At 73.3% G+C, this 13,935-nt stretch carries 17 protein-coding genes and 1 riboswitch; of the genes, 5 read left to right on the forward strand and 12 right to left on the reverse strand.

Annotation, left to right across the window (positions count from 1 at the left end):
- Positions 1–67: 67 nt before the first annotated feature.
- From ACTEI_RS06425 to ACTEI_RS06445, 5 genes are all read right to left on the reverse strand, one after another.
- Positions 68–745, reverse strand: coding sequence for a hypothetical protein (locus ACTEI_RS06425; RefSeq protein WP_239082648.1), 678 nt, complete (start codon positions 743–745; stop codon positions 68–70).
- Complete coding sequence (locus tag ACTEI_RS06430; RefSeq protein WP_122976795.1) at positions 742–2,454, reverse strand: PHP domain-containing protein; 1,713 nt, start codon at positions 2,452–2,454, stop codon at positions 742–744. Before ACTEI_RS06430 ends, ACTEI_RS06425 begins: the two co-directional genes overlap by 4 nt.
- Before the next feature lie 101 nt (positions 2,455–2,555).
- Positions 2,556–3,359: an energy-coupling factor transporter transmembrane component T family protein gene (locus ACTEI_RS06435; RefSeq protein ID WP_122976796.1), complete on the reverse strand. Its 804-nt coding sequence runs from the start codon at positions 3,357–3,359 to the stop codon at positions 2,556–2,558.
- A 22-nt stretch (positions 3,360–3,381) separates the two neighbouring features.
- On the reverse strand, positions 3,382–4,824 hold the full coding sequence (locus ACTEI_RS06440) for an ABC transporter ATP-binding protein (protein ID WP_122976797.1): 1,443 nt from the start codon (positions 4,822–4,824) through the stop codon (positions 3,382–3,384).
- Positions 4,825–4,827: 3 nt separating this feature from the next.
- Positions 4,828–5,418 (reverse strand): ECF transporter S component, encoded by a 591-nt coding sequence (locus ACTEI_RS06445; RefSeq protein WP_122976798.1) that lies wholly within the window; start codon positions 5,416–5,418, stop codon positions 4,828–4,830.
- A 69-nt stretch (positions 5,419–5,487) separates the two neighbouring features.
- Positions 5,488–5,592: riboswitch (TPP riboswitch) on the reverse strand.
- Positions 5,593–5,683: 91 nt separating this feature from the next.
- Here ACTEI_RS06445 and ACTEI_RS06450 point away from each other — a divergent pair.
- A complete protein-coding gene (locus tag ACTEI_RS06450; RefSeq protein ID WP_122976799.1) occupies positions 5,684–6,499 on the forward strand; it encodes an alpha/beta fold hydrolase in 816 nt (271 codons plus the stop codon).
- Between the two features lie 31 nt (positions 6,500–6,530).
- A complete protein-coding gene (locus ACTEI_RS06455) occupies positions 6,531–7,082 on the forward strand; it encodes a DUF6328 family protein (RefSeq protein WP_122976800.1) in 552 nt (183 codons plus the stop codon).
- Here ACTEI_RS06455 and ACTEI_RS06460 read toward each other — a convergent pair.
- The 7 genes from ACTEI_RS06460 to ACTEI_RS06490 all read right to left on the reverse strand — a co-directional run bounded on the left by ACTEI_RS06460 (position 7,048) and on the right by ACTEI_RS06490 (position 11,502).
- On the reverse strand, positions 7,048–7,656 hold the full coding sequence (locus tag ACTEI_RS06460; RefSeq protein WP_122976801.1) for a hypothetical protein: 609 nt from the start codon (positions 7,654–7,656) through the stop codon (positions 7,048–7,050). The genes ACTEI_RS06455 and ACTEI_RS06460 overlap by 35 nt on opposite strands.
- A gap of 18 nt (positions 7,657–7,674) precedes the next feature.
- Positions 7,675–8,082 (reverse strand): Fur family transcriptional regulator, encoded by a 408-nt coding sequence (locus ACTEI_RS06465; RefSeq protein ID WP_372443299.1) that lies wholly within the window; start codon positions 8,080–8,082, stop codon positions 7,675–7,677.
- Entirely contained in the window at positions 8,076–8,438 is a 363-nt protein-coding gene (locus ACTEI_RS06470; RefSeq protein ID WP_239082649.1) for an ArsR/SmtB family transcription factor, read from the reverse strand. The genes ACTEI_RS06465 and ACTEI_RS06470 overlap by 7 nt, the downstream gene beginning before the upstream one ends.
- Positions 8,431–9,300, reverse strand: coding sequence for a metal ABC transporter permease (locus ACTEI_RS06475; protein WP_122976804.1), 870 nt, complete (start codon positions 9,298–9,300; stop codon positions 8,431–8,433). Before ACTEI_RS06475 ends, ACTEI_RS06470 begins: the two co-directional genes overlap by 8 nt.
- 13 nt (positions 9,301–9,313) lie before the next feature.
- The gene (locus tag ACTEI_RS06480) at positions 9,314–10,096 is read right to left on the reverse strand and encodes a metal ABC transporter ATP-binding protein (RefSeq protein WP_122976805.1); all 783 of its coding nucleotides are present in this window, start codon (positions 10,094–10,096) and stop codon (positions 9,314–9,316) included.
- 85 nt (positions 10,097–10,181) lie between these two features.
- Entirely contained in the window at positions 10,182–11,099 is a 918-nt protein-coding gene (locus tag ACTEI_RS06485) for a metal ABC transporter substrate-binding protein (protein WP_122976806.1), read from the reverse strand.
- Positions 11,100–11,148: 49 nt separating this feature from the next.
- Positions 11,149–11,502, reverse strand: coding sequence for a DUF6703 family protein (locus ACTEI_RS06490; RefSeq protein WP_372443298.1), 354 nt, complete (start codon positions 11,500–11,502; stop codon positions 11,149–11,151).
- On the opposite strand from ACTEI_RS06490, the gene ACTEI_RS06495 reads away from it, so the two are divergent.
- The 3 genes from ACTEI_RS06495 to ACTEI_RS06505 are packed head-to-tail and all read left to right on the forward strand — an operon-like array spanning position 11,437 to position 13,769.
- Positions 11,437–11,778 carry an antibiotic biosynthesis monooxygenase family protein gene (locus ACTEI_RS06495; protein WP_122976808.1) on the forward strand — a complete coding sequence of 114 codons (342 nt, stop codon included), beginning with the start codon at positions 11,437–11,439 and terminating at the stop codon, positions 11,776–11,778. The two genes, ACTEI_RS06490 and ACTEI_RS06495, sit on opposite strands and share 66 nt — an antisense overlap.
- 17 nt (positions 11,779–11,795) lie before the next feature.
- Entirely contained in the window at positions 11,796–12,329 is a 534-nt protein-coding gene (locus tag ACTEI_RS06500; RefSeq protein ID WP_122976809.1) for an Rv0361 family membrane protein, read from the forward strand.
- A gap of 60 nt (positions 12,330–12,389) precedes the next feature.
- Positions 12,390–13,769: a glycine--tRNA ligase gene (locus ACTEI_RS06505; RefSeq protein ID WP_122976810.1), complete on the forward strand. Its 1,380-nt coding sequence runs from the start codon at positions 12,390–12,392 to the stop codon at positions 13,767–13,769.
- The last annotated feature ends 166 nt before the right edge of the window (positions 13,770–13,935 follow it).

Below are 13,935 nucleotides of genomic sequence, written 5' to 3' on the forward strand. Positions count from 1 at the left end.
CCGGTCACGGTACGTAGAGCCGCCGGACGGCGTGCCCGGCCCGGCGGTTGGCCGGGCCGGGCACGCTTCAGTGGTTGGCGCAGCAGGGCGTGGGGTCGCGGCGCTCGAACGGGATCAGCCGGCCGCCCGCCGCAGGCGTCGTGACCAGGACCAGTTCGCCGCAACGGAACTGGGGGCGGACGAAGTCGCCGGTGTCGACGACCGTCGCCGGGTCGGCCGGGCCCCCGCCCAGCACCTCCACCCGGGCGATGGAGCTGCGCTGCAGGATCTCGCTCACGGTCAGCGCGCCGGTCAGCCGGCTGCTGCCGGGGAACAGGACGGCCCGGCCGGCCGGGCCGCCGGCCGCCGCCTCCGCGGCCGCCCGCAGCTCCGGGACGGTCTCGACGGGCGCCGCGGTGAGCAGGCTGATCGCGACGTGCGGGAACGGGACCGCGACCAGGTGAGTGCAGGCCAGCACCGGGGCCGGGACCAGCTGCTGGATCCAGTGGTCCGCCTCGGCCAGCGTCCGGTGCCCGAGGCTGACCCCGACGATCCGCGCATCCCCACCGGCGGGAGAGGCCGCCCCACCGGCAGCCGCGCCGCCGGCAGGAGGGACAGCGGCACCGGCGGAGAGGGCCGCCCCACCGGCAGGAGGGACAGCGGCACCGGCGGAGAGGGCCGCCGCACCGCCTGGAGGGATCGCCGTGCCGGGAGCGTCACCGGCGGAGCAGACGGCGACCCCGGCCGGCGCGCTCCCGCCGGTCATCGCGGCAGAACCCAGATGGGGTTGGTGTAGAACCACAGGTCCCCCCACGGGTCGGCGTCGCCGGCCACGTCCAGCGCCGGCCCGTACGGGTCGACCGCCGCACCCATCAGGCCAGGCTGCGTGCGGTTGCCGTCGGTGCCGCGGACCCGTACGTAGAACGGCTTGTCCAGGCGGCCCAGGTCGAAGCTGAGCGACACCCGGCCGGTGGTCTTGGAGATCTCGAAGGACTTGGCCACCCGGGTGTCCGGGGCGGTGAACCGGTCCCGGTCGGCCACCGGGCCGGTGACCGTGCCGACGATCACGTCGACCCGCTGCAGCTTCGGGATGAACGTCGCCCAGTTCGGGGTGTCCTGCAGATCGATGTCGAGGGTCAGCTCGGTGGAGGTGCCCCGCTTGACCTGCAGCACGCCGCCGAGCGGGGTGCCGGTGTGCCGCCGCCGGTCGCCGGTCCGGCGCACCCGCGCGTCCAGGCCCTTGATCAGGCGGCCGTGGTCGACCCAGACCCGGCCGGCGCGCAGGCCGTCCATGACCGCCCGGTACGAGAACGACGTCGAGCCGACGTTGGTCCGGCCGTAGTAGCCGGGCCAGAAGTCACCGGCCGTGGTCAGCGTCCTGCCGGTGTAGACCGGGTCGTGGTACCTGCCGTCGGCCTCGAAGTCGCTGCCCGGGCCCCGGTCGGACTGGTCCAGGTAGACCACGTGCGAGTCCGAGTTCACGGTGATCCACCACGCCTTGCCCTCGGCGAGCAGGCTGTCCCACAGTCCGCCGACGGTCGAGGTCATCCAGTCGTAACCGCCCCAGGTGCGGTAGCTCTCCAGCGGGTAGCCGGGGAACGACGCGGCCGACGGGTTGTTGTCGTAGTAGCCACGGGCGCCGCCGCGTCCGTTCGGGGCCGGGATGCCGGCGGCCTGGTGGCCGGGCGCGCCCTCGAAGCCGACCGCCACGCTCGGGTCGGCGTCGCGCCAGTTGCGGATCTCGTGGGGCGAGTCGATGCCGCGCCGGGCCGGGTGGTTGGCGAAGAACAGCGCGGCCTCCACCTTGCGGTCGCGGACCTGCCGGCCGAGGAACTTGATGCCCTCGATCGCCATGGCCTCGTTCTGCGCCGCGGTGTTGGTGGCCGGCAGCAGCGATCCGTCGTACGTGTTCTCGAAGCGCTTGAGGACGTCCACCTCGTTGCGGCCCGGGTGGACGAAGACCGTGGCGTGCTCGGCGCCCGGGATGTTCCACTCCAGACCCTGGAAGGTGAGCAGGTCACGGATCTCGGCGCGGGTCTTCACGATGTCCGGGTTCACCTTGTCCACGCCGATCTTGGCGTGGGTGGCGCTGCCGTGGTCGGTGATCACCAGCCAGTCCAGGCCGTACGCGTGGCCGTGCCGGGCCTGGTCGAGCACCCGGTACTGCGCGTCGGAGCTGTACTGGGTGTGGATGTGGTGGTCGCCGGCGAGCCACTGGAAGCCGCCCTGGGCGTCGCCGCCGCCACGGTGGTCGTGGGTGTGCGGGAGCCCGGCGGCGGACGCGGCGCCGGGTCGGGCGAAGACCGACGCGGCCGCGGCACCCGCGCCGAGCAGGCCGGCCCCGCGCAGGAAGTTGCGGCGGGATGTGTCGGCCGGGGACAGTTCGCCGTCCGGGATGCCCAGGTCCAGTGCCTCGGGCAGGTCGCCGCCGCTGCCGGTCTCGTGCGAGTGGTCGTGGTCGTGGCCGTGACCCATGTGGTGCGCTCCTACGGAAGTCCGCTCGAATATCGAGCGTCACCCTCGCCGGGTCAGGCCAACGACCACTGGCGATGCGGTGGCCGCGCGGCGAACACGGGTCAACCGATGATCGGCCGGAACAGGCCCAGTGCCACGGTGGCGCCGAGGATCGCCGCGGACAGCAGGACCGCCCCGGCGAGCAGCGCGGTGTCCGCCCGGGTGAACCGCTGCACCCGGGCGTGGGTGCGCGGCGTCCCCGAGTCGAATCCGCGCGCGTCCATCGCCACCGCCAGCCGTACCCCGCGTCGCAGCGCGCCGACCAGCAGCGCGAACGCGGTGGAGACGAACAGCCGCAGCCGGGCGGCCGGGTTGCGCCCGGCGTCCACCCCGCGGGCGCGCCGGGCCAGGGTGAGCATCCGCCACTCCGCGGCCAGCAGCGGCAGCAGCCGGAACGCGGCCAGCGCGCCGATCGCGAACCGGGCCGGCGCCTTGGCGTTCTGCACCAGCGCGTCGGCCAGGTCGGTCGGGTCGGTGGTGGCGAAGACCACGATGCCGGGCAGGGCGACCGCGAACATGCGCAGGATCAGCCCGGCCGCGCCGGCCAGCACACCGGTGGTGACGTCCAGCCCGCCCAGCGCGAACAGCTGTGCGCCGCCACGGTCGGCGGCGAACAGCAGCATGCTGATCAGCACCCCGCCGGCGGCCAGCAGCAGCGGCCAGACCCGGCGGGCGAGCACGCGCGGGCGGACCCCGAAGAACGGCAGCGCGACCAGCTCGACGGCCAGCGCCAGCGCCGGGGTGACCGGGTCCAGCGTGGCGACCAGCGGGAACGCGAACAGCAGCGCGGCGCCGAGCTTGGCGACCGGGTTACGCCGGGCCAGCGGCGCGGACGCGTCGGCGACGGGTTCGAGGGCGAGCGTCATCGGTCCTCCGCCCGGTGGCGTGTCATGGGAGCAGCCGCCGGGGAAGCGGTTCCGGCGCCGGCTCGCCGAGGGCCACGGTCCGATCGGCCAGCGTACGGGTGAAGTCGGTGTCGTGGGTGACCGCGACGATGCCGTGCCCCTCGGCCCGCAGCTCGGCGAGCAGCGCCACCAGCTCCAGCCAGGTCCGCCGGTCCTGGCCGAACGTCGGCTCGTCGAGCACCAGCAGCCGCGGGGCGGTGGCCAGCGCGGTGGCCACGCTCAGCCGTCGCGCTTCACCGCCGGAGAGGGTGTACGGATTGGCCTGCGCCAGCCGCTCCAGCCGCAGCCGTTGCAGCAGCTCGTCCACGATCCGCCGGATCTCGCCGGCCGGTCTGCCGAGCCGGCGCGGGCCGAGCGCCAGCTCGTCGGCGACCCGGGCGGTGACGAACTGGTGTTCCGGATTCTGGAAGACCGAGCCGATCCGCGCGGTCAGCGTCGCGGCCCGCCAGCGGTGCGGGGGCCGCCGGTCGCCGAAGCCGGTGATCCGCCCGGAGCCCGGCGCGAGCAGGCCGCCGAGCAGCAGCGCCAGGGTGGACTTGCCGGCGCCGTTGGGACCGGTCACCGCCAGCACCTCGCCGGCCCCGGCGGTCAGCGACACGGCGGGCAGCCGGCCCGGGACGGCGACCTGCTCGGCGCGTACCAGATCGGTGGTCGCCGCCGCCGGCGCCTTGCGCGGGGCGGCCCGGAAACCCGGCACCCAGACGCCCTCGCCGGCGAGTTTGTCGCCGTAGGCGGCGAAGACCACCTCGGGCGCGCCGTCGGCGCGCACGCCGCCGCCCGGCTCGATGACGATCACCCGGTCCACCAGCGGCAGCACGTCGGCGACCCGGTGCTCCACGATGATCATCGTGGGGTCCGGGCCGGCCGTCCCGCGGGTCCAGCGGCTCAGCGCCTCCCGGATCAGCGCCGCGCCGGCCGGGTCCAGGTTGGCGGTCGGCTCGTCGAGCAGCAGCAGCCCGGGGCGCAGCGCGATCACCCCGGCCAGGGCGAGGCGCTGCGCCTCGCCGCCGGAGAGCGCGCCGGTGGGGCGAGTGATCGGGTACGGGAAGCCGACCCGGTCCAGCGCGTCGCTGACCCGCGGCCAGATCTGCGCGGCCGGCACCCCGCGGTTCTCCAGGCCGAACGCCACGTCGTCGCCGCAGCGGGCCATCACCAGCTGGGTCTGCGGGTCCTGGAACAGGATGCCGGTGCGGTCCCGGGCCCGGCGCGGCTCCCGCCCGTCGATCTCGATGCTGCCCTCGGCCTCGCCGGAGTCCTCCGGCAGCAGCCCGGCCAGCGCGGCCAGCAGGGTGCTCTTGCCGGCCCCGGAGGGACCCAGCAAAAGCACCCGCTCGCCGTGCCCGATCCGCAGGTCCAGCCCGCGAACCGCCCAGGCCCGGCGGCCGGCGTGCCGCCACCCGAACCCGCGCAGCCGAACCTCGGACATCGGCTAGATCAGGGCCCGCTCGCGGCCCGCCCCGAACCGGTCCAGTACGCCGGTCGGTGCGAGCGCGCGGACCAGCAGCCAGGCGCCGGCGCCGGCGATGACCGTGGCGCTGGCCACGGTGAACAGCGCGTAGGGCACCCGGTAGTTCCACAGCTCGTAGGCGTAGGTCCAGACGAACCAGTCGAAGACCGCGGCCACCAGACCGGCGAACGCGCCGGAGAGCAGGCCCACCGGGAGGCTGAACACCCGGTACCGGAACAGCGCGAACGCCAGCTCCGCGCCGAGGCCCTGGGCCGCGCCCTGGACGATCACCGTGGCGCCCCACTTGTTGCCCAGCAGCGCCGAGATCAGCGCGGCCACCGTCTCGGTGAAGAACGCGGCCCCGGGCTTGCGGATGATCAGCCCGCTCAGCACGGCCGGCAGGAACCACATCCCGTAGAGGATCGCCTGCGCGGGCGGGAAGAACAGGAAGGCGTTCTCGGTGGCGGCCCAGACGGCGTCCCAGGCCCAGAAGATGACGCCGAACGCGACCGCGACGACGGAGGCGATCACGATGTCTATCGTGCGCCAGCGGTGCGGATTGGTGGACTTCATGTACGCCTCCCAGCGTGTGCACCGGGAGGAGACGCACGCCTGCCGGGCGGCGGTGCCCGGGCACGACGCGGCTGGAGAGGACCGAACTTCCTGCGCTGGCATTACCCAGATCAGGTACGAGGGTCTGCGGGATCTCCCGCACTCTCAGCGCTGTGCGCTCCCCTGTCGGATCGAAGGCCGCCCGGCGAGGCGGGCGACTTCCGGTGGATGTGCTTCGATGACGCTAACACCTGGTGGGGGCGCGGCACAGGGAGGGAGCGATCACATGGAGGTCAAGGCGCGCGGCCTGACGTTCGAGGTGGCCGAACAGGGCCCGGCGGACGGGGCGCCGGTGCTGCTGCTGCACGGCTTCCCGCAGGACCGCCGCGAGTTCGATCCGCTGCTGCCGCGGCTGCACGCGGCCGGGCTGCGGACCTACGCGATGGACCAGCGCGGCTACTCCCCGGGCGCGCGTCCGTCCGGGGCGCAGGCGTACCGGATCGGCGAGGCGGTCGCGGACGTGCTGGGGGTGCTGGACGCCCTGGGGCTGGAGTCGGTGCACCTGGTCGGGCACGACTGGGGGGCCCAGGTGGGCTGGCTGGTGGCCGGCAAGCACCCGGAGCGGGTGCGCACGCTGACCGCGATCTCGGTGCCGCACCCGCGGGCGCTGCTGCTGGCGCTGCGGGTCCGGCCGACCCAGCGGGCGCGGTTCGCGTACTTCCCGGTGTTCCGCAGCGCGGGGGCCGAGCGGCTGCTGCTGGGCGCGGACGCGTTCGTGCTGCGCAGAATGCTCGCGCCGATCGGCGACCGGGCCCGGTTGTACGTCGAGGCGATGCGCGAGCCGGGACGGCTGACCACCGCGCTGCACTGGTACCGGGCGTTCCGGTCGACGGACATCGCCGACCTCGGCGAGATCACCGTGCCGACCACGTACGTCTGGAGCGACCGGGACGGGGTGGTCGGGCTGACCGCCGCGCTGCGCACCGCCGACTGGGTGCGCGGCGACTACCAGCTGGTGGCGATGCGCGGGGTCAGTCACTGGGTGCCCGAACAGGCGCCGCGGGAGCTGGGCGACGCGGTGCTGGCCCGGATCGGCGTTTGAGCACACCGATCATCGGGAATGCCGCGAGACCATGGCCCCCGAGAAACGGCGCTCTCCGCAGGAGAGCGAGAAGCAGCGCTGGGACCGCAACTTCGCTGACCTGTTGCAGGAACTGCGAGTGGCGCAGACCGGCGTCCAGATCCTGTTCGCGTTCCTGTTGACCCTGCCGTTCTCCAACGGTTTCCCGAAAGCCACCGATTTCCAGAAGGACACCTACATGGTGGCCCTGATCAGCGCCGCGTTCGCGACCGCGCTGATCATCTCACCGGTGGCCTTCCACCGGGCGCTGTTCCGCCAGGGCCGCAAGCCGGAACTGGTCCGGTACTCGCACCGGATGGCCAGCGGCGGGCTGGCCTGCATGCTGGTGTCGATGGTCGCCAGTGTGCTGCTGGTCACCGACTTCGTGCTGGACGGGCGCTGGGCGGTGGCGCTGAGCGTGGTCACCGCCGGCTGGTTCCTCACCTTCTGGGCGATCCTGCCGGTCACCCACCGCAACTGGGGTGAGGACGACGACAAGGACGGTTACGTCATGGACGACGACTCCGGCGTCAGCGGCGGGAACCGCGCAGGCCGAGACGCCTGAGCTCCAGCTCGGCCAGGGCGTCGACCGCCGCGGCGTCGCCGGCCCGCCAGCTCTGCGCGATGTCCGGGCCCATCCGGGCCAGCTCGCCGAGCGGGCGGGACGCCAGCGCGCGCAGCGCCAGCAGATCCCGCCCGGCCGGCAGGTCACGCACCGACCGCGCCACTGCGGCCCGCCGGATCCAGCGCAGCCGCAACGGCAGCCAGAGGAACAGCACCAGGGCCAGCGGCGCCGCCAGGGCGATCAGCGGCAGGATCAGCGCCAGCTTCCCGACCAGCTCCTGCTGCTGCCGGCCGGCCTCGGCCAGCGAGCGGGCGGCGTCGGCGGCCCCGGCGAACGGCCGGGTGAGATCGTCGCCGACCACCGGCACCCGGCCCACCTTGCCACCGGCGTCGGCCAGGTTTCCGGCGATGCCGCTGCCCGCGTCCTGCAGCTTCTGACCGGGCACGGCCAGCTTCTCCACCACGTCGTGAATCCAGATCGCGACGCGGATCCACAGGTACACCCAGACGACGACGAGGACGTCGGTGACCACTTGGCGGACGGCGGTGGGCGCCCGGTCGGCATAGAGCTTCACAAGCGCCAAGCCTCGCACTCAGCCCGCGGCGGCGCACTCCGGACAGGTGCCGAAGATTTCCAGCGTGTGCGCCACGTCCACGAAGCCGTGCTCACCGGCCACCTTGTCGGCCCACGACTCCACCGCCGGGCCGAGCACCTCGACCGTCCGCCCGCAGGAGCGGCACACCAGGTGGTGGTGGTGTCCCTGACTGCACCGCCGGTACAGGTGCTCGCCGCCGGGCGGGCGCATCACGTCCACCTCGCCGGCGTCGGCCAGCCCCTGCAGCGTGCGGTACACCGTGGTCAGGCCGACCCGCTCGCCGCGGTCACGCAGCATCGCGTGCAGGTCCTGCGCGCTGTGGAAGCCCTCGGTCTCGGCGAGCACGGCACTCACCGCGTTTCGCTGCTTGGTGTTGCGCGGGGCGCTGCTCTCCGGGCTCACAATCGGTTCTCCCTCGCATGGCTGACGGCGTCGGCGACGATGTGCGCGACGTGTTCGTCCACCAGGGAGTATGCGATCTCCCGGCCACGTCGGACACCCCGCACCACGCCGGCTCCGCGCAACACCCGCAGGTGCTGCGAGACCAGCGGCTGCGGGGCGCCGAGGCGGGCGACCAGATCGTGCACGCAGCGTTCGCCCGCGCCGAGCTCCGCCACGATGGCGATCCGGATCGGGGCGGACAGCGCCCGCAGCAGGCCTCCCGCGGCCTCGTACGCTTCGTAACCGGTGGCCGTCGTGGTGCCGACCACCGTACCGCGTGGGGCGTCCGGGGCCGGTGCGCCCGGGGCCGGCTCAGGCATGGAGCACGACGTCCGGGGGTTCCGGCCGGACCGCGGGCTCGGCGGTGCGCCGGCGCATCCGGTGCCGCAGCGCGCCGGCCGCGGCGGTGAGCAGGAACGCGGCCAGCGCCAGCAGCACGGTGGTGGCGCCCGGCGCGGTGTCGATCTGCCCGGACAGCACCACGCCCGCGCCGGCCGCGCCGATGCCGATCAGCATGGCCAGCGCCATGGTCGCCCGGAACCCGCGGGTGATCTGCTGGGCGGCGGCGACCGGGACCACCATGAGGGCGGAGACCAGCAGCAGGCCCACGGTACGCATGGCGATGGTCACGGTGACCGCGGTGGTGACCGCGAGCAGGAGGTTGAGCGTACGCACCGGCAGGCCACTGACCCGGGCGTACTCCTCGTCGTTGCAGAGCGCGAACAGAGCCGGCCGGAACACCAGCATGGCGATCAGCACCGCCGCCCCCAGCCCGGCGATCACCGCGATGTCCTGCGACGACGTGGTGATCAGCGAGCCGAAGAGGTACTGCATCAGGCTGGCGTTGCTGCTGTCGTCGGAGAGCCCGACCAGCACCACGCCACCGGCGATGCCGCCGTAGAACAGCAGCGCCAGGGCCAGGTCGCCGGAGGTCCGCCCGCGCTCGCGGACCAGCTCGACGGCGACCGCGCCGGCCACCGACACCAGCACCGCGGTGAGCACCGGCGACTGGTGGGTGAGCAGGCCCACGCCGACCCCGGTCAGCGCCACGTGGCCGATCCCGTCGCCGATCAGCGACAGCCGCCGCTGCACCAGGTAGACGCCGAGCGCCGGGGCGGCCAGCCCGATGATCAGCGCGCCGGCCAGGGCGCGCAGCATGAAGGGATAGGTCAGCAGATCCATCGGTCCGTCTCCACTAGAACGCGTTCATCCCCTCGGTCGGCGCCCACTCGCAGATGCCGGCCTTCTCCTCGTCGGCGTGCGGGTGCACGTGGTCGTGTCCCGGCTCGGCGTGGTGACCGGCCGGCTCCGGCGGGGCCCCCGCGTGCGCGATCCGCCCCTCGTGCACCACCACCGCGCGCCCGATCAGCGGCCGCAGCGGCCCCAGCTCGTGCAGCACCAGCAGGATCGTCCCGCCACCGGCGGCGAACCGGGTCAGCGCCCCGGCGAACGCCTCCTGGCTGGCCGCGTCCACCCCGGCGGTCGGCTCGTCCAGCACCAGCAGGTCCGGCTTGCCGGCCAGCGCCCGGGCGATCAGGGTGCGCTGCTGCTGGCCGCCGGAGAGGGTGCCGACCGGATCGTTGATGCGCTCCAGCAGCCCTACCGAGTCGAGCGCCTGGTGCACCGCGGCGCGGTCGGCGGCCCCGGGCGGCCGGAACAGGCCGCGGCGGGCCAGCCGGCCGGACGCCACCACCTCGCCGACCGTGGCCGGGACGCCGCTGCCGGCGCCGATGCGCTGCGGCACGTACCCGAGGCGGGCCCACTGCCGGAACCGCCGCTGCGGCGTGCCGAACAGCTCGATCTCGCCGCGGCGCACCGGGACCAGGCCGAGGATCGTCCGGATCAGGGTGGACTTGCCGGAGCCGTTCGCCCCCAGCACCGCGACCACGTCGCCGGAGGCGACGCTGAGGGTGACGTCGCGCAGGATGTCCCGGCCGTCATAGCCGGCCGCCACGTGGCGCACCTCGACAACGCTCATGAGGCGCCTTCCTTGTCAAGCCGTCCCGGCCGGCGCCGGCGGGGACGCCGGGCCGGTGCGGGTGGGGGGAGTTCGGCGCGGCCGGTCATGACGAGCATCCCAGCGCCGTGGTGAGCGCGGCCAGGTTGGCGCGCATCACCGAGAAGTAGTCCGCGTCCGGGTCGGTGAGGCCCTCCAGCGGGTCGAGCACCGCCGTGCTGGCGCCGGCCTCCCGGGCGATCGTCTCGGCGACCTTCGGGCTGACCAGCGTCTCGAAGAAGATCGTGGTGGTGCCGTGCGCCCGGGCCTGCGCGGCGACCTCGGCGAGGCGGCGCGGCGACGGCTCGGCCTCCGGGTCGATGCCGGTGATCCCGATCTGGGTCAGGTGGTAGCGCTCCGCCAGGTAGCCGAACGCGGTGTGGCTGGTGACCAGCTCGCGCCGGGCGCAGGTGGCCAGGCCCGCACGGAACTCGCCGTCCAGGTCGGTGAGCTGCCGGCGCAGGGCGGCGGCGCGGGCGGTGTAGTCGGTGGCGTGTGCCGGGTCGAGACCGGCCAGCCGCCGGGCGAGGTCGTCGCCGATCGTGGCCAGCCGGGTCGGGTCCAGCCAGACGTGCGGGTCGGTGGCCCCGTGTTCGTGCCCCTCGTGCTCTTCGTGCTCCTCCTCGGTCTCCCCGGCGTGCCGGAGGCCGACCGCGGTGGACACGTCGTACCCCTGCTCCGGCGCGTTCTGCGCGACGGCCTCGTCCACCGCGGGCTGGAAGCCGTGCAGGTAGACGGCGACCCTGGCGTCGACGATCCGGGCCACCTGGCGCGGGCTCAGCTCCACGTCGTGCGGCTCGGCGCCGGGCTTGGTGAGGTTGGTGACCCGGACCAGGTCGCCGCCGACACGCTCGCTGACGAACTGCAGGGGGTAGAACGCGGCCACGACCGGGAGCCGGCCGCCGGTGTCCGCCGGCGCGCCGCAGCCGGCCGCCGCGACCGACGTGGCCGCGACGAGCAGCGGGGCGAGCAGGCGGCGCATCATGGCACCAACTGTCGTCGATAATGAGAATGATTGTCAAAAGCGCATAGGTTCACAGCACCTTGCTGAGCGCGGCCACGACCAGCAGGGTGAGCAGCACCACCCGGACCACCCGGGTGACCGGCGACTGCACCGGCCAGGTGGTGAAGGTCAGCGTGGCCAGCCCGGCCGCCAGCACGCCCAGCAACAGCGCGCCGACGATCCCGGGCAGGAACAGCCCGGCCAGCAGCAGGGCCAGCGCCGCGACGAACGCGACGGTCGGATTGACCCGGGCCAGGCGGCGCAGGAAATGGTCGGACGTCGTCACAGCGGCTCCCGTCGGCGTGCGTACCCTCGTCACATGCTGGTGCTCAACCGTTTCCTGGTCCCGCCGGACACGCAAGACGGCTTCCTGGAGCAGGCGCACGCCGCGCTCGCCGCCCTGGCCCGCTGTCCCGGTTACCGGTCCGGCCGGCTCACCCGGGCCCTGGAGGACACCGCGAGCTGGGCCCTGGTGACCGAGTGGGAGTCGGTCGGAGCGTACCGCCGCGCGCTGGGCGCGTTCGACGTCAAGGTGCACGCCACCCCGCTGCTCGCCCGGGCGCTGGACGAGCCGTCCGCCTTCGAGACGCTGGCCGGCGCCGGGCCGGGGGAGCAGGTCGTGGTCACCGCCAGTGACCGGGCCGCCGAGCCGTGGCGCTGAACACTAGGCTGGGTGACATGACCTACGGTCAACCGCCCACATCGTACGCGCCGGCGCCGGCTCCGGCGCCGGTCGCGCCGCCCCCGCCGCCCGGTCCGGGCGTGCACCCGCCGTTCCCGGCGCCCCCGGTCGAGGGCCGTGGCCGGCGGATCGGGCTCGGGCTCGGCGTCGGCGCGGGCATCCTGGTGCTGGTCTGCGGTGGCGGGCTGGCCGCGGTGATCGGTCTGGCCGTCGCGATGACCGGCGCCGCCAACGAGCAGGCGCACATCGTGGTCAGCGACTATCTGGACGCGGTGCAGGACGGCGACTACGACAAGGCGTACGCGCAGCTCTGCCAGGACACCAAGGACGTCACCACGCTCGGCGAGTACCGCCGGCGGATGGCCCAGCAGGAGCGGTTCGACAGCTACCACGTCGGCGACGTCGATCTCGTGACCGGTGAGGTCCCGGTCGACCTGACCTATCCCGGCGGCGCCGTCGACCACGTCGAGGCGCAGCTCGGGCAGAACAGCAGCACGGGCGCGTTCGAGGTGTGCAGTCTCGGGGAGTAACCTCGCTATTCGTCCCATCACCGACCACCCCCGCCGACACCCAGCCGGCGTAGGAGACTCATGCCTGCCGACCGCATCGATTCCGTTGTCAGCCTTGCCAAGCGCCGGGGCTTCGTCTTTCCCTCCAGCGAGATCTACGGAGGGACCCGCTCGGCCTGGGACTACGGTCCGCTGGGCGTCGAGCTGAAGGAGAACGTCCGCCGGCAGTGGTGGCGGACCATGGTCCAGCAGCGGGACGACATCGTCGGCCTGGACTCGGCCGTGATCCTGGCCCGTGACGTCTGGGCCGCCTCCGGTCACCTCGACGCGTTCGTCGACCCGCTGACCGAGTGCCAGTCCTGCCACAAGCGCTTCCGGGCCGACCACCTGGAGGAGGCGTACGAGGCCAAGCACGGCAACCCGCCGGCCTCCCTGCAGGAGCTCAACTGCCCCAACTGCGGCAACAAGGGCACCTTCACCGAGCCGAAGATGTTCAACGGCCTGATGAAGACCTACCTCGGCCCGACCGAGAGCACCGAGGGCCTGCACTACCTGCGCCCGGAGACCGCCCAGGGCATCTTCGTCAACTACGCCAACGTGGCGACCGCGGCGCGCAAGAAGCCGCCGTTCGGCATCGCGCAGGTCGGCAAGAGCTTCCGCAACGAGATCACCCCGGGCAACTTCATCTTCCGTACGCGTGAGTTCGAGCAGATGGAGATGGAGTTCTTCGTCGCGCCCGGCAGCGACGAGCAGTGGCACGAGTACTGGTTGCAGGAGCGCTGGAACTGGTACCGCGACCTCGGCCTGTCGGAGAGCAACCTGCGCTTCTACGAGCACCCCAGCGAGAAGCTCTCGCACTACTCCAAGCGGACCGTCGACATCGAGTACCGCTTCCAGTTCGGCGGCACCGAGTTCGCCGAGCTGGAGGGCATCGCCAACCGCACCGACTTCGACCTGTCCACGCACTCCAAGCACTCCGGCGTCGACCTGTCCTACTTCGACCAGGAGAAGGGCGAGCGCTGGACGCCGTACGTGATCGAGCCGGCGGCCGGGCTCACCCGCGCGGTGCTGGCCTTCCTGCTGGAGGCGTACGACGAGGACGAGGCGCCGAACACCAAGGGCGGCGTCGACAAGCGCACGGTCATGCGGTTCGACCCGCGGCTCGCGCCGGTCAAGGTCGCCGTGCTGCCGCTGTCGCGCAACCCGGAGCTGTCGCCGAAGGCCAAGGGGCTCGCCGCCGACCTGCGCAAGCGCTGGATCGTCGAGTTCGACGACTCGCAGGCGATCGGCCGCCGGTACCGCCGGCAGGACGAGATCGGCACGCCGTTCTGCGTCACCGTCGACTTCGACACCCTCACCGACAACGCGGTGACGGTGCGCGACCGCGACACCATGAAGCAGGAGCGGGTGTCGCTCGACCAGATCGAGGACTACCTGATCAAGCGCCTGCCGGGCTGCTGAGGATCGAAGCTCGACGAACGCCGGGTGCCGGGTGCGGCACCCGGCGTTCGTCGTGTTCCCACCTCTCCGTGCACCCGTTCAGGTGACGACTGACATCTAGTCGCGGCGCTATAGTCCTCTCCAGCGTGAAAAGCGCGACGCCGGTCGGTCGACCGGCTACCCTTCA

This window comes from Actinoplanes teichomyceticus ATCC 31121, from assembly GCF_003711105.1.
Lineage (GTDB): Bacteria > Actinomycetota > Actinomycetes > Mycobacteriales > Micromonosporaceae > Actinoplanes > Actinoplanes teichomyceticus.